The 21,168-nt window shown below is 38.1% G+C and carries 19 protein-coding genes; 3 read left to right on the top strand and 16 right to left on the bottom strand.

The annotated features are described in order from the left end of the window. Positions 1-16: 16 nt before the first annotated feature. A complete protein-coding gene (locus NHE85_RS08365; protein ID WP_252811554.1) occupies positions 17-1,792 on the top strand; it encodes a DUF885 family protein in 1,776 nt (591 codons plus the stop codon). Positions 1,793-1,830: 38 nt separating this feature from the next. Here NHE85_RS08365 and NHE85_RS08360 read toward each other — a convergent pair whose 3' ends face one another. The 6 genes from NHE85_RS08360 to NHE85_RS08335 form a co-directional block, all read right to left on the bottom strand. Further along, complete coding sequence (locus NHE85_RS08360; protein ID WP_252811552.1) at positions 1,831-2,292, bottom strand: OsmC family protein; 462 nt, start codon at positions 2,290-2,292, stop codon at positions 1,831-1,833. Between the two features lie 17 nt (positions 2,293-2,309). Then, positions 2,310-3,236 carry a tRNA epoxyqueuosine(34) reductase QueG gene (gene queG / locus NHE85_RS08355; protein WP_252811550.1) on the bottom strand — a complete coding sequence of 309 codons (927 nt, stop codon included), beginning with the start codon at positions 3,234-3,236 and terminating at the stop codon, positions 2,310-2,312. Between the two features lie 91 nt (positions 3,237-3,327). After that, complete coding sequence (locus NHE85_RS08350) at positions 3,328-3,813, bottom strand: SRPBCC domain-containing protein (RefSeq protein ID WP_252811548.1); 486 nt, start codon at positions 3,811-3,813, stop codon at positions 3,328-3,330. A 2-nt stretch (positions 3,814-3,815) separates the two neighbouring features. Then, complete coding sequence (locus NHE85_RS08345) at positions 3,816-4,142, bottom strand: helix-turn-helix transcriptional regulator (protein WP_252811546.1); 327 nt, start codon at positions 4,140-4,142, stop codon at positions 3,816-3,818. Between the two features lie 128 nt (positions 4,143-4,270). After that, complete coding sequence (gene ruvB / locus NHE85_RS08340) at positions 4,271-5,296, bottom strand: Holliday junction branch migration DNA helicase RuvB (protein ID WP_252811544.1); 1,026 nt, start codon at positions 5,294-5,296, stop codon at positions 4,271-4,273. Between the two features lie 30 nt (positions 5,297-5,326). Beyond that, positions 5,327-5,632, bottom strand: coding sequence for a GNAT family N-acetyltransferase (locus NHE85_RS08335; protein ID WP_252811542.1), 306 nt, complete (start codon positions 5,630-5,632; stop codon positions 5,327-5,329). Between the two features lie 114 nt (positions 5,633-5,746). Between NHE85_RS08335 and NHE85_RS08330 the strand changes: the two genes are divergently transcribed. Continuing rightward, on the top strand, positions 5,747-7,159 hold the full coding sequence (locus tag NHE85_RS08330; protein ID WP_252811540.1) for an APC family permease: 1,413 nt from the start codon (positions 5,747-5,749) through the stop codon (positions 7,157-7,159). Between the two features lie 278 nt (positions 7,160-7,437). Here the strand turns inward: NHE85_RS08330 and NHE85_RS08325 are convergent, their stop codons facing one another. From NHE85_RS08325 to NHE85_RS08290, 8 genes are read right to left on the bottom strand one after another with little or no spacing between them, the layout of a single operon-like run. After that, positions 7,438-9,255: a cbb3-type cytochrome c oxidase subunit I gene (locus tag NHE85_RS08325; protein WP_252811538.1), complete on the bottom strand. Its 1,818-nt coding sequence runs from the start codon at positions 9,253-9,255 to the stop codon at positions 7,438-7,440. Between the two features lie 31 nt (positions 9,256-9,286). Continuing rightward, a complete protein-coding gene (locus NHE85_RS08320) occupies positions 9,287-10,486 on the bottom strand; it encodes a cytochrome c oxidase subunit II (protein ID WP_252811536.1) in 1,200 nt (399 codons plus the stop codon). 19 nt (positions 10,487-10,505) lie between these two features. Continuing rightward, the gene (locus NHE85_RS08315) at positions 10,506-11,963 is read right to left on the bottom strand and encodes a quinol:cytochrome C oxidoreductase (protein WP_252811534.1); all 1,458 of its coding nucleotides are present in this window, start codon (positions 11,961-11,963) and stop codon (positions 10,506-10,508) included. Positions 11,964-11,992: 29 nt separating this feature from the next. Further along, a complete protein-coding gene (locus NHE85_RS08310; protein ID WP_252811532.1) occupies positions 11,993-12,535 on the bottom strand; it encodes a cytochrome c in 543 nt (180 codons plus the stop codon). A gap of 6 nt (positions 12,536-12,541) precedes the next feature. Beyond that, positions 12,542-13,066: a DUF3341 domain-containing protein gene (locus tag NHE85_RS08305; protein ID WP_252811529.1), complete on the bottom strand. Its 525-nt coding sequence runs from the start codon at positions 13,064-13,066 to the stop codon at positions 12,542-12,544. Positions 13,067-13,070: 4 nt separating this feature from the next. Beyond that, entirely contained in the window at positions 13,071-14,495 is a 1,425-nt protein-coding gene (gene nrfD, locus NHE85_RS08300) for an NrfD/PsrC family molybdoenzyme membrane anchor subunit (RefSeq protein ID WP_252811526.1), read from the bottom strand. 37 nt (positions 14,496-14,532) lie between these two features. Further along, positions 14,533-17,592: a TAT-variant-translocated molybdopterin oxidoreductase gene (locus NHE85_RS08295; RefSeq protein WP_252811524.1), complete on the bottom strand. Its 3,060-nt coding sequence runs from the start codon at positions 17,590-17,592 to the stop codon at positions 14,533-14,535. Between the two features lie 33 nt (positions 17,593-17,625). Continuing rightward, positions 17,626-18,954: a c-type cytochrome gene (locus NHE85_RS08290; protein WP_252811522.1), complete on the bottom strand. Its 1,329-nt coding sequence runs from the start codon at positions 18,952-18,954 to the stop codon at positions 17,626-17,628. Between the two features lie 213 nt (positions 18,955-19,167). On the opposite strand from NHE85_RS08290, the gene NHE85_RS08285 reads away from it, so the two are divergent. Beyond that, the gene (locus NHE85_RS08285) at positions 19,168-19,554 is read left to right on the top strand and encodes an SPOR domain-containing protein (protein ID WP_252811521.1); all 387 of its coding nucleotides are present in this window, start codon (positions 19,168-19,170) and stop codon (positions 19,552-19,554) included. A 43-nt stretch (positions 19,555-19,597) separates the two neighbouring features. On the opposite strand, the gene NHE85_RS08280 is transcribed toward NHE85_RS08285, so the two are convergent. Together NHE85_RS08280 and NHE85_RS08275 are read right to left on the bottom strand one after the other, a co-directional pair. Continuing rightward, a complete protein-coding gene (locus NHE85_RS08280; RefSeq protein ID WP_252811519.1) occupies positions 19,598-20,479 on the bottom strand; it encodes a YitT family protein in 882 nt (293 codons plus the stop codon). Then, the gene (locus NHE85_RS08275) at positions 20,476-21,066 is read right to left on the bottom strand and encodes an HD family phosphohydrolase (RefSeq protein ID WP_252811518.1); all 591 of its coding nucleotides are present in this window, start codon (positions 21,064-21,066) and stop codon (positions 20,476-20,478) included. Before NHE85_RS08275 ends, NHE85_RS08280 begins: the two co-directional genes overlap by 4 nt. Positions 21,067-21,168 lie beyond the last annotated feature (102 nt).

The following is a 21,168-nucleotide window of genomic DNA, read 5'->3' as shown; positions in this document are numbered from 1 at the left end:
TTTAAGGCCAATAATCATGAAAAAAATACTTGTGCTTCTTTTTGCGTCAGCTGTACTACTACAATCTTGCGAAAAGAAATCCAAAGAAACAACTTATTCAAATAAAGAATTATCTACATTATTAGATCAGTATTATCAGGAACGAATGAAGCTTTTTCCGTGGGAAGCAACATTAGCCGGTGATGACCGCTATAATAATATTTATCCTAATACACTTAGTGATGCATATATCTCTCAGGTAAAAGCCTTTTTCTCAAAGTATAAAGAGTCTCTTGTAAAATTTAAGGATGATGAACTGTCTGAAAATGACAGGCTAAGTAAAGAGTTATTATCATGGGAATGCGATATTAATATAGAGCAATGGTCGCAAAATGAGCAATTGATGCCTATAAATCAGTTTACAAGCCCTATACTTACTATGGGACAATGGGGAAGCGGAGCAGGCGCACAACCCTTTAAAACGGTAAAAGATTATAACAACTGGCTGGAAAGACTGGGAGACTTTAATATATATCTTGCATCTGTAGGATCCCGCATGAAAGAAGGCGTATCTAAAGGTTATGTTTTGCCGAAAGCACTTACAGAAAAAATAATTCCGCAATTAAAAGATATGGCTAACCCGGATGTAAGTTCACATTTGCTGTTTAGCCCTGTAAAACAATTTCCGGATTCTTTTAATGATGCAGAGAAAAAAGAGCTTACCGAAAAATATACCACTTTGCTAAAAGACAAAATAATACCGTCTTTTACAAACCTGTATAATTATGTAAGTACTGATTATCTTAAAGCAAGCCGTTCTACAAGTGGCATATCTGCTATACCTAATGGTAAAGAATATTACAGCCACCTCATTAAACGCTATACTACTACCGATATGACTGCTGATGAAATTCACGAATTGGGATTAAAAGAGGTAGCGAGAATTTCGGAAGAAATGGAGAAAGTAAAAAAAGAAACAGGATTTAACGGTCCGCTTAAAGATTTCTTCAATTATGTTCGCGGTAAAAAAGAACTTATGCCTTTTACTGAGCCACAGCAGGTGATAGACAATTTCAATGCAATACACGAGAGGATGAAGCCTAATCTGGATAAGCTTTTTGACCTGAAACCAAAAACACCTTTTGAAGTTAGGAGGACAGAAGCTTTTCGCGAAGCTTCGGCAAGTGCAGAATATAATCAGGGTTCTCTGGACGGTACCCGTCCGGGAATTTTTTACGTACCAATACCCGACGTAAAAAAATACAATGTTTATGCCGATGAAGACCTTTTTCTTCACGAAGCTATCCCGGGTCATCATTACCAAATATCGCTGCAACAGGAGAACACTTCACTGCCTGCATTCAGAAAAACAATATGGTTTAATGCATATGGCGAAGGCTGGGCTTTATACACCGAATCTTTGGGTAAAGAGTTGGGTTTATATACAGATCCCTATCAGTACTTTGGCATGTTAAGTGCCGAAATGCACCGCGCCATCCGTCTTGTAGTAGATACAGGATTACATACTAAAGGATGGACAAGGGAACAGGCTATTAAATATTCCATGGAGAATGAGGCCGAACCCGAAGAAAGTATTATTGCAGAAATTGAACGTTATATGGCAATACCGGGACAGGCACTATCGTATAAAATAGGACAAATGAAAATTCGTGAGCTGCGCACCAAAGCAGAAAAAGAACTTGGAGATAAATTCAGTATTAAAGAATTTCACAATCAGGTGCTCGATGCAGGATGCCTGCCTCTTAAAGTGCTTGAAGGAAAAATTGACAAATGGATTGAGAGTAAGAAATAGTAAGGAAGGTTCAGTTAAACTGAACCTTTTTTTATACCTTATTTTGCCTCGCAGGTTGCATTATGAAGTACGGGGAAATTACAGGAGTTGGCGATGAAACATAGCTGATTTGCCTTTTTATGCAATTCCAGTGCTTCTTCTTTCCTTTCTGCATTTGCAATAGTTACTTTTGGATTTAGCATTACTTCTATAAAATGTCCTGAACCATCTTCCTGAACTGCAAGTGTTGCCACAGCATCATCAGTATATGAAAGTACTTCAATACCATTTTGAGCACATACATATAAGTAGGACATCATGTGGCACGACACCAAACTGCTCAACAGCATATCTTCAGGATTATATAATGCAGGATCTCCTTTAAAAGCCTTTGCTGCCGACACGTTTATATCTGGCTTTCCTTCAATAGAAATTGTATGGTTTCTGCTGTATTTTTTAATATCACTATTAGCATCTGAAAACCAGTAAGCCTTAGCTTTAAATATATGTTTAAATGTCATATCTTCTAATTTAGCAACTAAGATTTAAGAAAATCTATATTCCTCTTAAGCCCTTCAAATTTTGTTCGTTTTACAGGAGAGTTTTTAAACACAGTCCTAAAAGTATCTTCGGTAATGTCTTCCCAGTCTTTTTTTGTAAGTGATAATAAATCAGGATGCGGATTAAATAACGGTTCATTGTGTGGCTTTGAAAAACGATTCCAAGGGCATACATCCTGGCAAACATCACAGCCAAAAGCCCACTCATCAAATTTACCCTTCATTTCGTTAGGTAAATTATCTTTAAGTTCAATAGTAAAATAAGAAATGCATTTACTACCGTCTACCACATAAGGCTCAATAATAGCCTGCGTTGGGCAGGCATCTATACATGCCGTACAACTACCGCAATGATTGGTTACAGCATGATCATATTTCAAGTCAAGATCTATAATAAGTTCGGCAATAAAAAAGAAAGATCCAACCTGTTTACTCAATAAATTACTGTTCTTTCCTATCCAGCCTAATCCGCTTTTTGCTGCCCAGGCTTTATCTAAAACAGGTGCAGAATCAACAAAAGCCCTTCCACTAACCTCACCTATCTCTTCCTGTATAGAATACAATAATTCTTTAAGTTTTTCCTTAATTACAAAATGATAATCCTGTCCATAAGCATATTTAGAAATCTTAAAAGTATCATTCGTTTGGGTTTGTTCAGGATAGTAATTCAGTAACAAAGAAATTACGCTTTTTGCGTCATCAACAAGCAACGTAGGGTCTAACCGCTTATCAAAATGATTTTCCATATACTGCATCTGTCCATTGCGGTTGGCTTTAAGCCATGCTTCAAGCCGCGGGGCTTCTTCTTCTAAAAAACCCGCTTTCGATATACCGCATGACATAAAACCAAGGCGTTTAGCCTCATCTTTAATAAATGCCGTATATTTTTCTTTATTGTTTATCACTTTTACTTCCCCTCCGTTTTACAAAGGTATGTAACTTCTGTAAAACAAAACCGCCCCATAAAGGAGCGGTTTATATATAATGTTATTACTATTAGCCCAACAACTCGTCGAGATTGGAAAGTCCCATTGTAAAACCTTCTTTGAACCCCATTGCAACAATTTTTTCAAGATCTGCCTCAGTGTCAAAAGCAAGTTCTACAGTAACATTGGTTGTATTTCCTGCTGCTTCAAACCTGTTTGTCCAGTGTCCAACTGAAAAATCCGGTATCAGATTTCCTTCTTCATCACAAAAACTGTTATCTGCTGAAAAACTGCTGCCTTCGTCAATCGCAGTAAAATCTACTCTGCACCAATGTTTTTCACCTTCAGGACTTACCATTGCATACAGCCATCTTCCACCCTTAGTAAAATTCATTTCTTTAGTTTCAACCCTGTACGGTTTAGGTGCCCACCATTTGTCTAACAATGAACTTTCAGTCCATGCCTGCCAGACTTTATCTACAGGTGCATTAAAACTACGGGTTACAATTAGTTTTTTACCCGATGGGTCTTTTACGATTTTGGTTTCATTACTCATAATTATTTGTTTTTTGTTTGATTTAATAATTCATCCAGCTGAGAGAATTTATCTTCCCATATCTTTCTGAAGGGTTCAAGCCAGGTATCTACTTCCTTCATTTTTTTAGTATTTAAATGATAATAGATTTCCCTGCCTGAAACCTGCTGGGTAACCATACCGCATTCTGCCAATATGTTTACATGTTTAGAAACAGCCTGTCTGCTGGTAGAAAATTCTCCTGCAAGCGCATTTGGCGTCATTTGCTGTTTAGTAAGCATGGTAAGTATTGCCCTTCTCGTAGGATCGGCAATAGCATGAAAAACATCTCTTTGTACACTTTGTGTCATAATACGCAACTATATAGTTGCAAATATATAAAATGCAATTAAATGGTTGCAAATTTATTTGTTAAATTTTTGACACAAAAAAAAGCTGTAAGGACAACTTACAGCTTTGTATATTTTAAAATGTAGTACTAATCAAACAAACCGCCAAGACCGCTCATATTTGCCTTACCTAAATGCTTATACGCTTTTTCAGTAACCTCCCTACCCCTTGGAGTACGGATTATGAAGCCTTCCTGAATAAGAAAAGGCTCATAAACCTCTTCTATGGTTTCTCCACTTTCAGAAACAGCAGTAGCAAGGGTAGAAAGGCCAACAGGCCCCCCTTTAAATTTGTCTATTATTGTAGTTAATATTCTGTTATCCATTTCATCAAGACCATGGGCATCTACATGCAGTGCCTTAAGTGAATAACGGGCAATTTCAATATCAATTTTTCCATTGCCTTTAATCTGGGCAAAATCCCGAACCCTGCGTAACAATGCATTGGCAATACGCGGTGTACCACGGCTGCGCCCTGCAATTTCTATAGCAGCCTCCATTGTGATAGGCATTTTAAGGATAGCCGAACTACGCTGAACAATTGTTGTAAGCAATTCGGTAGTATAATATTGTAATCGGCTTGAAATTCCGAAACGTGCCCTCATTGGTGCTGTTAGCAGTCCGGAACGTGTAGTAGCGCCTACCAGTGTAAATGGATTTAGCCCAATTTGAACAGAACGGGCATTCGGACCCGATTCAATCATAATATCTATTTTAAAATCCTCCATAGCCGAATAAAGATATTCTTCAACTATAGGGCTAAGACGGTGTATCTCATCAATAAAAAGAATATCCCTTTCGTCAAGATTAGTTAGTAATCCTGCAAGATCTCCGGGCTTATCAAGTACAGGCCCTGAAGTTATTTTAATACCCACTCCCAATTCGTTAGCCAGAATATTAGCCAATGTAGTTTTTCCTAACCCGGGAGGGCCATGAAACAATGTATGGTCTAATGCTTCACCACGCATGTTGGCCGCCTGAACGAATACCAGAAGATTTTCAAGCACTTGTGCCTGTCCAGTAAAATCATCAAAAGAGAGGGGCCTTAATTTTTTTTCAAGATCCAGCTCATCGGCATTGTAATTAGTATTGGTAGGGTCTAAATTTTCATTCATAACGCAAAGATAAGCGAATTTGGCAACGCTTTACATCATATATCCGTCAGACAAAATATCATTCCATTCAGGGTGCTCATTAATGTAATGTGCCACATACGAACAAAGCGGCACAACAGTAAGCCCGTTATCTTTGGCACACTGCAGGGTACGTTTTATAAGTTCGGCAGCAATGCCTTTTCCCCGCAATGCTTCAGGAGTTTCGGTATGGGTTAAAAATATCTTTTCTCCTTCACGATAATATTCTACAAATGCAAACCCTCCATTAACGTGAAGTTCAAATTGCTTCCCTTCTTCATTAATCTTAAAATCATCTTTTTGGCCAACGTTTTTCATAAATTTTCATTTATATAAAGGTAAGATTTTTCAATTGTGACGCAACAATATTCCTGACAATGACTAATGAAAAGCTTTTTTAAATATCTTTAGCCTATTAACCAATTACCAACTATGGAAAACGAACACGAAGACAAACATTTAAAACGCGAACTTGGCCTGCTTGACGGTACTATGCTGGTTGTAGGATCGATGATAGGATCGGGTATTTTTATTGTTAGTGCTGATATGATGCGGAATGTAGGCAGTGCCGGATGGCTTATCCTTATATGGATACTATCGGGTATAATGACCATCATAGCAGCTATTAGTTATGGAAAGTTAAGTGCAATGTTTCCAAAAGCCGGCGGACAATATGTTTACCTTAAGGAAGCGTATAATAAACTCATAGCCTTTCTGTACGGCTGGAGTTTTTTTGCAGTAATACAAACAGGTACCATTGCTGCTGTAGGTGTAGCCTTCGCGAAATTTACTGCTTATATATATCCGCCATTCAGCGACCAGAATGTATTATACGAAATTGCCTCATTTAAACTTAATGCTGCACAACTCGTATCTATAGCAACTATAATATTGCTTACTTATATTAACAGTAATGGAGTGAAAAACGGAAAATGGATACAAACCATTTTTACCATAACTAAAATTGCCTCACTATTTGGCTTGGTAATTTTCGGACTAATACTTGCTGCCAAAGCCGATATATGGAATGCCAATTGGTCGGATGCCTGGAATGCACAATCGTTTAACAAAGACACTAACCAATGGCTGCCTATAGGCGGAACAGTATTAATGTCTGCCATTGCAGCATCTATGGTAGGATCTCTATTTTCGAGTGATGCATGGAATGGTGTAACATTTATATCGGGCGAAATAAAAAATCCACAGCGCAATGTGGGGCTTAGCCTTTTCTTCGGCACATTAATCGTTACTATTATTTATATTTCAGCAAACATTATGTATCTGGCAGTAATGCCCAATGATGCTATTGCTTTTGCAGCATCAGATCGTGTGGCTGTTGCAGCCTCACATGCTATTTTCGGCAGCACAGGCACCTATATTATAGCTATAATGATAATGATATCTACCTTTGGTTGTAACAACGGACTGATTATGGCAGGCGCAAGGGTATATTATACTATGGCAAAAGACGGGCTTTTCTTTAAAAAAGCTGCCCGCCTTAATGGCGCAAGCGTACCCGGTTGGGGACTTTGGTTTCAGTGCTTCTGGGCATCGGCATTATGCCTTACGGGCAAATATGGCGACCTGCTGGATTTTGTTATGATTATTGTTGTTATATTTTACATACTAACAATTTACGGCATATTTATTTTAAGAAAAAAAATGCCAAATGCAGAACGACCATACAAAGCTTTTGGCTACCCTATACTACCTCTTATTTATATTATTTTAGCTGCTGCATTTTGCTTTTTCCTGCTTAAAGACAGAACAAGTACCTGCGGATGGGGCGTTTTAATTATGCTCGCAGGAATACCTGTGTATTACTTAACAAAGCCAAAAGAGTAAATAATTGATGTAATACTATTCAAAATAATATTCTTTAGGGATACCAAATGGGTTCTATATTGGCACGAGCGTGACGCTCATGCGCACAAAATAAATAACATAGCTGTCAAACTCTTATTTGTATTTTTTAGCTACTTGTTTTCTTTTCCGCGTAAATATATTAGCACGAGCGAGACGCTCGCGCCAGCGGGGTATATATCAACAAGAATTATAAACTAAACAGCTATAAAAAAGCCCACGCAATGCGTGGGCTTTTTTATAGTATAGAGAATTAAATTCTAATGGTGTAATTGCTCTTCTCCTTCTTTCATTGGTACAGTTTGCGGCACGAAGTCATCATCGTGACCCGGCTTACTGTAATCGTAAGGCCATCTGTAAACTTCCGGTATTTCACCCGGCCAGTTACCGTGCATATGCTCAACCGGAGTTGTCCATTCAAGCGTGTTAGATCTCCAAGGATTTTGAGGTGCTCTTTTACCTTTAAATATATTATAGAAGAAGTTCCATAAGAATACTAACTGGAATGCAGCTCCTATAATAGCGAACATTGTAATTAACACGTTAACATCAGCAAGGTCATCAAATAATGGGAATGCAGTGTTAGTATAGTAACGTCTCGGAAGACCTGCCATACCAATAAAGTGCATTGGGAAGAATACGCCATAAGCACATATTGCAGTTACCCAGAAGTGAATATAACCAAGATTTTTACTCATCATTCTTCCGAATAATTTTGGATACCAGTGGTAAATACCTGCAAACATACCATATAGAGCAGATATACCCATTACAAGGTGGAAGTGAGCAATAACAAAGTAAGTATCGTGAACGTTAATATCCAGAGTACTATCACCAAGAATAATACCTGTTAAACCACCCGTAATAAAGGTAGAAACAAAACCAATAGAGAAAAGCATCGCAGGGTTAAGCTGCAGGTTACCTCTCCAAAGTGTTGTAATCCAGTTAAACGCTTTTACAGCAGATGGAATAGCGATCAATAATGTTGTGAATGTAAATACCGAACCAAGGAATGGATTCATACCAGAGATAAACATGTGGTGACCCCAAACGATAGTTGATAAGAAAGCAATAGCAAGTATTGAAGCAATCATCGCACGGTAACCAAAAATTGGTTTACGTGAGTTAGATGCCATAATTTCAGATACAAGACCCATTGCCGGTAAAATTACAATGTAAACCTCAGGGTGTCCAAGGAACCAGAAAAGGTGCTCAAATAAAACCGGCGATCCACCCTGATAGTGAAGGACTTCACCAGAAATAAATATATCAGAAAGGTAGAATGATGTACCAAAACTTCTGTCAAAAATAAGTAATAATGCAGCAGATAATAATACCGGGAACGATACTATACCGATAACAGCAGTAATAAAGAAAGCCCATACTGTAAGTGGAAGTCTTGTCATAGACATACCTTTTGTTCTAAGGTTAATAACCGTTACAACATAGTTAAGCGATCCCATTAGAGATGAAGCAATGAATATAGCCATTGAAACTAACCAAAGTGTCATACCTGTACCAGATCCACCAATTGCCTGTGGTAAAGCACTCAAAGGAGGATAAACTGTCCATCCGGCTGACGCAGGCCCTGCTTCAACAAATAAAGACATTACCATTATTATTGTAGATATGAAGAACAGCCAGTATGAAATCATATTCATAAAACCGGAAGCCATATCACGTGCACCAATCTGCAAAGGAATAAGAAGGTTACTAAACGTACCACTTAAACCTGCTGTCAATACAAAGAAGACCATTATAGTACCATGTATTGTTACAAGAGCCAGATAAATATCATTTTTCATTACTCCTCCCGGAGCAAATTTATCACCTAAAAATATTTCGAATACTTTGAAAGATTCCTCCGGCCATGCAATCTGCATACGGAATAATAATGACATTCCTACACCAAGAACCCCCATAAGAATACCTGTAATAAGGTATTGCTTAGCGATCATTTTATGATCGATACTAAAGATATACTTTGTAATAAAAGTTTCTTTATGGTGGTGGTGATCATGAGCGTCGTGGTGACCGTGTTCTTCGTGACCGTGTAATTCGTGTCCTACTGCTGACATATTTCTTTAATTTGAATATATTTAAAAAGAATTATTTTTTTATAACCTGTGCTACCATTGTAGAATCCGGTTTTGTCGCCGCCGCTGAATCTGCAGGTTTTGCAGGAGCAGCTTCTATTGCTGGTTCTGCAGCAGCAGCCGCAGCTTCTTCTTTTGATTTTTTAACCGCAGCAGCAAGTGTTTCTTTACCGCTCAGCCATTTTTTGAAATCGGCATCATCTTCAACAACAACTTTCATCTGCATATTGTAGTGAGACATACCGCATATTTTATTACAAAGAAGCAGATAATCAAAATTATAAGGATCAAGAGCCGTTTTACCATCAGCTACCAGGTCGGCGCTCTTCTTAGATCTTATTTCATTGATATTAGCAACTTTCTTCATGATTTTTGGATCCTGACGCATTTCTTCAGTCGTAATGGTTGGTGTGAATGCAAATTCAGTTACCATACCTGGAACAACGTTCATTTGTGCCCTGAAGTGTGGGAAGTAAGCAGAGTGCAATACATCCTGAGAACGGAATTTAAACACCACCTGTTTACCTTTTGGAAGGTGTAATTCGGTAGAAGTAATATCATCCTGAGCATTAGGGTCAGACATATCAACACCTAAAGTATTTACTCCCTCTATATATCTTACGTTAGCTTTACCAAGAACATTATCTTCTCCGGCATAACGAACTTCCCAACTAAATTGTTTAGCATAAACTTCAACAAAAATAGTATCTTCTTTTTCTTCATCAATAAACATGATATTAGTCCATGCATATAATCCATAAAGAATAAGACCAGCCAAAACAATTACAGGAATAATAGTCCAGATAAATTCAAGTTTGTCATTATCGGCAAAATAAAATGCAACCTTTCCTTGTTTACCTCTGTATTTGAATGCAAAATAGTGAAGAAGGAACTGTGTAACTGTCTGAACAAAAAAGATAAGACCCATAGAGATAGCCATCAGGTTATCATATTCAGGACCATGTTCTGAAGCTGGAGTACCTAATACAAGGTGTCCCCATTTCAATAATGAATAAAGTGTAAAGACGTAGATGAAGCCAAGAAAAGCAAACATCACATAACCATTAACATTATTATCTTTGTCGTTAGCAACTTCGCTATCACCATCGTTAGCGTTGCCGGTACCAACCTGTGTTAAGTCAAATATTTTAGTTAATTGCCATATTGCAATGCCTAATAAAACTAAAACTACTATTATCAATAAACTTGTCATTTGTTTATTTCTTTAAATATTAATAATGAAAATGCTTACTTTCTTCAATTAAAGGATTGCGTTTCGCTAATAACGGCGCTTTAGTAAGAGCTGTAAACACAACGAATATAAACAATCCAAGGAAGAATAATATTGCACCTATTTCACCTGCACCTATAAACCACTGCTCACCTACTGTAGCCGGCATGATCATATTGAAGAAGTCAATATAGTGTCCGAAAAGGATAACTATACCAGCCATAACAATAACCCATGAAAGACGTTTGAAATCAGTATTTATAAGGATTAATACAGGGAATACAAAGTTCATTACAACCATTCCAAAGAAAGGAAGGTTATAATTTTCAATACGCATTTTAAAGTAAACAATCTCTTCAGGTATATCAGCATACCATATTAGCATGAACTGAGAGAACCAAAGGTATGTCCAGAATACACTGAAACCAAACATGAATTTAGCAAGATCGTGAATGTGGCTTGTATTAACATACTCAAGGTAACCAAGAGATTTAAGATAGATAGCTACCATTGCAATAACAGTAACAGCACTTACAATAAAGCTTGCAAATACATACCATCCAAATAATGTACTGTACCAGTGTGGATCTACAGACATAATCCAGTCCCAAGACATGATAGATTCAGTAACAATAAAGAAAACAAGGAATGCAGCAGAAGCTTTAAAGTTTTTCTTGTAGAAACTATTATCTGTAGCATCATCCTGAGCAAGCGAATTTTTTCTGGCATACTGGCGATAAAAAATCCATCCACCCATAAAAATAGCAGCTCTTATAAGAAAGAAAGCACCATTAAGGTATCCGGATTTTGCCTGGATCAAGTGATCCTCTGCAACAACATCAGGATCCATCCATACGAATAAATGATGAAATTGAAGTACACCTGCTACTAATAATAAAAATACAATCACAGCGCCAGGTATAAGATAGCTTGATATACCTTCCATTACTCTGAATAAAACAGGAGACCATCCTGCCTGAGCAGCGTTTTGGATAGCAAAAAATGCAAGTGCGCCTAATGAAATCAACATAAAAAATAACGCAGCAACATACACACCAGCCCAAGGCTTGTTTTGCAGCTGACTTAATACGTGTTTTAAATGGTGCTCGTGTTCTGCATGTGCATCGTGAGCTTCAGCCCCATGAGCTTCATGAGATATTTCATTATGGTTGTCATGATTTACAACAGCTGTTTCAGCGTGTATTGTATCATGGCCTCCATTTACTCCTTCAACAGCATGTGATTCTTCTTTTACAGCAGTATGAGCTTCGGGTGCAGCAGCTTCATCATGATGAGCAGCTTCGGCATGACCTCCATTATGGTGGCTGTCTGCCGCTAATATTTTCTCTACGTCTTCAACGGTTTTTGGTGCAGTGAAAAAACTATAGCCTATCCCAAGGACACCTAATATCATCAGGACAAATGCAATTGTTTTTAATCTACTTGAAAATGTGTACATATATTTATGCTTTCAGTGTTCTACAATTATTATTCACTCCTAAGTTTCATCACGTAGTGAGTAACCTGCCAACGCTCTTCCTGAGAAAGCTGATTAGCGTGAGAGCCCATTGCGTTTAATCCGTAAGTTATTACATGGAAAATACTCCCTTCAGTAATATCCCTGTCTTTATAATTAGGCACCCCAAGGAATTTTTCCCTTTTTACAAGATTTCCTTTTCCATCTCCTTTATCACCATGACAAATTGCACAGTAAATAGTAAAAAGCTGTTCACCTCTTTCAAGGTCAATGTCTTCAGGAGCCAGTGGAGATTTTAAGTTTGCTTTTGCCAATTCATAACCCGCTGTAGAATTCTCATATTCATAAGGAGTAAATCCTCTTGGTATAGAACCTTTAGCAGGCAATTGACCCTCTTTACCATTAGCAAATGCAGCAGATTCTGCATAAGGCTCATAGCCTACCGGCTCATACATGTTAGGCATGTACTGGTAATTGGGCTCTGATTTATTAAAGCAGGCAGTAAGCGATGACGCTGCTACTGCGAGTAATGCTATTTTATATAACGCTTTCATACTTTTTTAATGCTTTTCTATTACTTTAACTTCCACAGCTCCTGTGTTCTCAAAGAAAGAAACAAGCTGACTTTCATCACCGCTTACAGCAACTTCCATTAGGAAATGATCGTCTGTAGTCCTTAAATCAGGATTTTCAGCACTTTTAAACGGCCATAATTTACTTCTCATATAAAAAGTGATAACCATTAAGTGGGCAGCAAAGAATACAGTCATCTCAAACATAACCGGTACAAAAGCCGGCATATTCTGAATATAACTAAAGCTAGGCTTACCACCAATATCCTGTGGCCAATCGTGTATCATGATAAAGTTCATCATTGCAGTTGCAACAGATAATCCTACTAAGCCATATAAAAATGAGCAGATAGCAATTCTCGTAGGAGCAAGCCCCATAGCTTTATCAAGGCCGTGAACTGGGAATGGCGTATAAATTTCTTCAATGTGATGATGCGCAGCACGTGTTTGCTTTACTGCATCCATAAGGATATCATCGTCATTGTATAGTACATGTATAACTTTATTACTCATGATCTTAGTGATGATTATGTTCTGAATGTGAATGATTGTCGTGACCGCCCTGCTCTCTTAACTTTTTATAAGTTTCGCTGGAAGTTTTCATGATAGATTTAACCTCTGCCTGCGCAATTACAGGGAAACTCCTCGAATAAAGAAGGAATAACACGAAGAAGAAACCTATTGTTCCGATAAAGAAACCTGCATCTACAAAAGTAGGCTGGAACATTGTCCATGATGATGGAAGATAATCTCTGTGAAGTGATGTAACGATAATTACGAAACGCTCAAACCACATACCTATATTTACCACGATTGAAATTACGAAAGATACATAGATGCTGGTTCTGATTTTCTTGAACCACATTACCTGTGGAGAAACAACATTACAAGTCATCATTAATAAGTAAGACCACCAGTAAGGTCCTGTTGCCCTGTTAAGGAAAGCATATTGCTCGTATTCTACACCGGAATACCAGGCAATAAATAACTCGGTAATATAAGCGACACCTACAATTGAACCTGTAATCATAATAATGATATTCATTAATTCAATATGTTGTACGGTGATATAAGCTTCAAGGTTAGAAAGTTTTCTCATAATGATAAGAAGGGTATTAACCATTGCAAATCCTGAGAAAATAGCTCCTGCAACGAAGTACGGAGGAAGGATTGTAGTATGCCATCCCGGTATAACCGATGTAGCAAAGTCAAAAGATACGATAGTATGTACCGAAAGTACAAGTGGTGTTGCAAGACCTGCAAGAACAAGAGATACCTCTTCAAAACGCTGCCAGTCTTTTGCCCTTCCGCTCCATCCAAAACTTACGATAGAATAAACTCTTTTAGCAAAAGGAGTTATTGCCCTGTCACGAAGCATTGCAAAGTCAGGAAGTAAACCTGTCCACCAGAAAACCAAAGATACCGAAAGGTAAGTAGAGATCGCAAATACGTCCCAAAGCAGCGGTGAGTTAAAGTTTACCCAAAGTGAACCAAACTGGTTCGGAATAGGCATAACCCAGTAAGCTAACCATGGACGGCCCATGTGGAATACCGGGAACATTGCTGCCTGGATTACCGAAAAAATGGTCATCGCTTCAGCAGATCTGTTAATCGCCATTCTCCATTTTTGGCGGAATAATAAAAGTACTGCAGAAATCAGTGTTCCTGCGTGACCGATACCTACCCACCAAACGAAGTTGGTAATATCCCAGGCCCAGCCAACTGTTTTATTTGAACCCCATGTACCAATACCTGTTCCAACTGTGTAGGAAACGCACGCAACACCCCAAAGGAAAGCTGCAAGCGCAATTGAAAATGCGATCCACCATTGTTTATTTGCTCTGCCCTCTACGGGTGCAGCAACATCAACGGTAACATCATGGTAATTTTTGTCACCTATAATTAAAGGTTTTCTAATGGGTGCTTCGTAATGAGACGACATAATCCTTTATAGTGTTTCTTATTAATATTACTTGTTACTATGTATTTCTAACTTTAACATGATAGAATACATTTGGCTGTGTTCCTATCTGGCTAAGCAGGTGGTAAGATCTTTCATCTTCCTTAAGCGATACTACTGTATCTTCTTTCTTATTTACATCTCCAAACACTATTGCCCCACTGCTACATGCTGCAGAACAAGCCGTCTGGAACTCATCTTTATTAACTTCACGGCCTTCTCTTTTCGCATTAAGAATTGTTGCCTGAGTCATTTGTATACAGAAAGAACATTTTTCCATTACACCTCTTGAACGAACATTTACATCCGGATTAAGAACCATACGGCCAAGATCATCGTTCATGTGGTAGTCAAACTCACTATTTTTGTTATATAGGAACCAGTTGAAACGACGTACTTTGTAAGGACAGTTGTTTGCACAATAACGGGTACCAACACAACGGTTATACGCCATTTGATTCTGACCCTGACGACCATGAGAAGTTGCCGCAACAGGACAAACAGTTTCACATGGAGCGTGGTTACAGTGCTGACACATTACAGGCTGGAATACTACCTGTGGATTTTCAGCAGGGTCTTCCATAGCACCGAATGTTTTGATAGAATTAAGAGCACCCGAGGTACTTTCTTTTAATTCAACATCACCAGCAAAAGTTTCTTCGTGAGAATAATACCTATCAATACGCAACCAGTGCATATCGCGGCTTCTTCTTATTTCAGATTTTCCTACAACCGGTACATTATTCTCTGCGTGACAAGCAATAACACAAGCTCCGCAACCTGTACAGGCATTAAGATCAATAGACATGTTAAAATGATGTCCGGTTGTTCTGTCGAAAGATTCCCAAAGGTCTATTGAAGCAGCAGGGACTTCCTGATGATCATAAGAAACCTGAGGCATTTCATTCCATTCAGAAGCATCTTTTTTATTGAAAACATCAAGAGTTGTTTCTTTAACAATGTCTCCCCTACCCATTAATGTATTTTGAAGCTGTACACAGGCAAATTCATGCTCACCAGTTGTTTTAGTCAGTTTCGCAGACTGTAATGAGTTAAGGTTATTATATAAAGTATAGGCATTAACACCTACAACCATTTCTTTTTTCATTGCTGCCTTACGGCCGTAACCTAGTGCAAGACCGGCAGTACCTTTAGCTTGTCCGGGCTGAATTACAACAGGAACATTTTCAAGTTTTTTTCCGTTAACCTCAATAGTAACATAACTACCATTAAGACCACCGTTTGCAACATGCCAGTTTTCTAAACCAAGTTTTTCAGCATCCGCTTTTGAAACCGTTACATAGTTATCCCATGACACACGAGTGATAGGGTCCGGGAATTCCTGTAACCAAGGGTTATTTGCCTGCTGGCCATCTCCCATACCTGTTTTAGTATAAAGAACAAGCTCTAAATCAGAAGAAGGTTTTGCAGAAGCAAGTTTTGAAGCTGCACCGGCAAAATCACCACCGGCCGCAGAAACAGCAGCAACATCAGAAACACTAACTCCATCATGTACTAATTGATTCCATGTTTTTCCTGTTACATAAGAAGCGGAAGCCCCTTTAATATAACTGTAGAAATCCTGAGAATTTCCAGACCATGAAAGCAACGCATCCTGGAATTGTTTAGTATTAAATAACGGACGGATAGTAGGCTGTGTCACAGAATAATATCCTTTAGCCACACTTACATCACCCCAAGACTCAAGGTAATGAGGAGCTGCAGCTGCTACTGTAGTTATTGAAGCAGTTTCATCCTCTTTAAGCGAGAAAGAAACCGATAATTTCACTTTTTTAAGGCCTTCAGCAAAATCAGCACTATTAGGCAGCGTATATACAGGATTCACACCATTCATAATAAGAGTGTGAACATTACCTGCTTTCATATCATTGACAAGCTGAGCAACCGCTTTCGCATCACCTTTACGAGTAAGGCGTGCACCTGCAGGATTAAATGCTTCAGATTGTAATGCGTTATTAATAGCCAATGCAAGGAGCTGAGCATTAACATCATCAAGACCTGTAACAACAACACCTTTAGAACCTGCAGCTTTAACCTGTTTAGCAGCATTAGCTACTGCATCAGCATAAGCTTTGTTAGAAATTGCAGGAACACTTACAGAAGAACCTGTAACAAGATTATATATAGTAACAAGAGCATATTTCTGCTCCGTAACTGTCAAAGCAATACGTTTGTCAGCATTAGCACCGGAAAGCGTCATATTTGACTCAATCTGTATATGCTTAGACATTTTCCCCTGTTTAGGAATACGGCCTGAGGCATAGTCTGCGTCAAATCCTCCGCCCTGCCAGTCTCCCAGGAAATCAGCACCAACAGAAAGAATTACATCAGCTTTACCAAAATCGTAATCAGCAAGAGCTCTTTCACCATAAACAGCCTGGAAAGCATCCAATGCTTCAGATGAAGAGACAGCATCATAAACAACATGTTTAAAACCAGGATATTTTGCACCAAACTCAGCAATCAGTTTATCAGTAGAAGGGCTCGCCGTTGTACCCGTAAGAACAACAACCTGGCCTGAACCTGCAGCAGCCTGAGAAAGACCCGCTTTTACTTTAGCATCTACTTCTTCCCATGAAGCAGGTTTACCTGCAATCATTGGCTGTTTTAAACGCATACTGTCATATAACGACAATACAGAAGCATGAACCCTTGCATTAGCAGCAAACTTAGCACCCGCAAGTGTATTGTTTTCTACTTTAATAGGACGTCCTTCACGCGTCTTGATTAATATATTTGCGAAATCAAAACCATCATTCATGGTTGTTGCATAGTAATCAGCAACCCCCGGGATGATTTCTTCCGGCTGAACTACGTAAGGAATAGACTTGATAACCGGGCCCTCACACGCAGCAAGCGATGCAGCTGCTGTACTGAACCCAACATATTTCAAAAAGTCACGACGACTTGTTGATGAAGAACCAAGAGCTTCCTTGTCGCCAAGAAATTCATCAGTAGGGATCTCCTCAACAAACTCATTGTTTCTTAGCGTCTCAACAATAGAGCTGTTTTCATTCAGCTCTTCAACACTTTGCCAGTATTTTTTGTTTGATGCCATGTTGTATATAGATATTAGCTTCTTAAAAATTGATTAATAGTGACATTTTCCACACTCAGTACCACCCATGTTAGCAGCAGTAAGCTTAACTACGCCATATTTTTTGGCAAGTTCGTCGTGGATTTTCTTGTAGTAGTCATTTCCTTCCACCTTAACATTCGTTTCACGGTGACAGTTAATACACCATCCCATAGTAAGCGGAGCATGCTGCCTCATAACCTCCATAGTCTCAACAGGACCGTGGCATTTCTGGCATTCTACCCCGGCAACTGAAACGTGCTGAGAGTGATTGAAGTAAACGAAATCCGGAAGATTATGAATTCTAACCCATTTAACTGGTTTTTGTTTTCCGGTATATTTTTGAGCTGTAGCATCCCATCCTACAGCATTGTATAGTTTTTTAATTTCACCAGAGTAAAACTCTTTAGAATGATCTACATACGTAGAATCTTTATCTCCCTGGAATTCTGAAATGTTTTTATGACAGTTCATACAAACATTTAATGACGGTATACCTGAAGTCTTACTAACTCTTGCAGAAGAGTGACAGTATTTACAATCAATACCATTATCACCGGCATGTATTTTATGAGAGAAGTGTATTGGCTGAATTGGCTCATAACCCTGATCTACACCCACCTGCATTAAGTACCCATATAAGAAATACGAAGAAGCAAGAAGAAGCAGTATAGCAGTAACCAAAACAAGAAACTGGTTTTTAGCATAAGCTTTCCATAAAGAAACTGAAGGTTCTTTTACAACTTCAATACCGTTATTATTTGAAATCCTTGTAAGTGTTTTATTAACCAATACAAGCATTACAATTAATACACCAAGAACCACAACCAACAGGCCAAGAACTACATTACTTGAAGTATCAGAACCTCCCGAAGCAGCTCCCTGAACCGCAGTTCCAGCAGAAGGAGTAGCAACAGGCGCAGGCGCAGATGTATACGCCATAATGTTATCTATATCTCCCTTAGACAGTTGCGGAAACGGAGTCATAACAGCATTGTTATTCTCAGCAAATAATTTAACTGCAGCAGGATCACCTGCCTTAATCATCGCACTGCTGTTTGCCACCCACTTGTAAATCCACTCACGATCATGCCTGTCTGCAACACCTCTTAATGCAGGCCCGGTAGACTTAGCATCAAGTTTGTGACATGCAGCACAAAGAGTATTAAACAACTCTTTACCCTTTACAGGATCACCAGCTCCTTCAGCCGGCGCTGCTGTTGCTTCAGCCGGAGCCGCTGCCGCAGCATCCTGCGCATAAGATGTAATGGAAAATGACAGCGAGAACGCCAGACAGAACAATAAAATTCTTGAAAACGAAGTATGGTTACCCACTTTTTTCATATTAAAAATGATTATCGACTTAAATTGGTATGGTTTTTAGTAAGCTTAATATGGAGATACCTTGCTTTTTTAAAAACTCCCACAAAAATACGACTTATGAATTATTCTCAAACCTTAAATAAATCTTAATACTTAATTTATAAAGATTCTAAATAAATCAGGATAATCCCCATAAAATAATAAGTTGTACTTTTGTACCAAACACAGTTCATTATGAGAATTTTAAATCTAAAACCTTACAAAACAGTCTTTCTTTTACTTACTATTTGGGGCAGCAACTGCATAGCACAAGAAGGCAAAGTTTCTGTATCTCAGGATGCCCGCTTTGAGCAGCTTTTAAAAGAAAAGCGTAAAATAAACCCATCAATAACCATAAACGACCGTTATAAAATACAGATATTTTATGGTGATAATGAAAAAGCCCGCAAGTCTCTTTCTGAATTTAAAAGGGAATTTAAGTCTATTGACGGAACAATAATATACGAAAGCCCAACTTATAAAGTGTGGGTAGGTAATTTTAAATCCCGCCTTGATGCTGAAAGAAGCCTTCAGGAAATAAAAAAGAAATACCCATATGCGTTGCTTATAAAGCAAAAATAAACAGTAATAAAAAAGCCCCGGATTACGGGGCTTTTTTATTTTGCTAGTGTTCACGTTTTCTTTTTAGTACTCCACCTGCAGTTTCTTTGATAGGGCCCGAAAATATAAATGCCTTCGGGTCAATTTCATGCACCGCACCCTTAAGCCTTCTAACTTCGAGCCTTGTAACAACTGTATAAATTATATCACATTCTGCACTTACCTCAAAACTATCTTTCATAAAGCCTCGCTCTCCTTTATAAATGGTAATACCTTTTCCCATTTGTAAAACCAAAAAGGCTTTTACGTCTTCACTTTTTGCCGAAATTATTGTTACCCCAGTAAATTCCTGTATCCCCTCAACAACATAATCAATTGTTTTTGAAGCCACAAAATAGGTAAGCATAGAATAAAATGCTTTTTCAAGGCCAAAAAATACAGCTGCTATGGCGAAAATTATAATATTAAGCCCCAGGATGATTTCACTCATAGTAAAACCCACTTTTTTACCGGTATAAACAGCAAGCACTTCAATACCGTCTAAAGCACAGCCACCACGCATTCCCAAGCCAACACCCAAACCTATAAATAACCCGCCGAAAGCGGAGACTATAAGCTTATCATGCGTTATAATAGGTACAGGAAGCCATAACAGACAAATACCCAAAATCACAATGGATGCAGATGTTTTTATAACAAATTTCTTCCCTATTATTTTTAATCCCATAAGAATTAAAGGAATATTGATAGCAATAATAAGTAATGCAATATTTATGTTATAAGTTTCATGAAACAACAGAGCCAGTCCGGTAACACCTCCATCAAAAAAATGATTGGGCACCAAAAGTCCTTTCAATGCAAAGTTGACACATAAAATACCACCGGCTATAAAAAAATAGTCAGTCAGTGAATCTTTTAATTTCAGCCCTTTGGTTACAGTATTCATGTATGTTTAGTTATTTTAGACTTGATAATTTTAAGATGTTTTTCTTTATTACCATCTCTTAATTCTTTTGCGAGCGAGGTAAAATAATGATGCTTTTCGAAGAAATCGACCTGAAGCGCATTCCATTCCTTTTCATTCTTAACAACCTCTGAGTTTAATAATTCCCTGTAAAGGCAATCTGAAATTTCAAAAAAGTCATCTCTTCCCAGATAATCAAGGTCTGCATCTGCAATAATTTCTTCAAGCCCGGTATGTGGTGATTGCGGAATTTTTGTTGCCATTATCATCCCGCAGATTATTTTAACCTGCTCTTCAGAATAACCAAATAATGGCAGATATTCTTCAGCATAACTACAGGAGATTTCTTCATGCCCTTTAGCTTTTATTATAAAGCCTGAATCGTGAAACAGAGCTGCCGTTTTAAGTAATAATGTATCCTGCGCCGACAATTCTAAAGCTGCTGCATGTCTTATCACAGTATCATAAACATCAAGTATATGTCTTACATTATGATAATACAAACCTGAAGGCAATTCTTTTTCAAGCTTATTAATTATAAAAAGTTTTACTTTTTCTATATCAATCACACTATTTGTTTTATTGACATCATTACTACCTTAAGCAATTCCATCAAAAATATATTTATTTTTAAGAAAAACCTAACAGCATAAAACAAAAAAATCCCAACT

This window comes from Flavobacterium sp. NRK1 (assembly GCF_024054175.1).
Taxonomy (GTDB): domain Bacteria; phylum Bacteroidota; class Bacteroidia; order Flavobacteriales; family Flavobacteriaceae; genus Flavobacterium.
The sequence above is the reverse complement of the archived record's forward strand: the minus strand, read 5'-3'. Positions and strand labels throughout refer to the sequence as shown.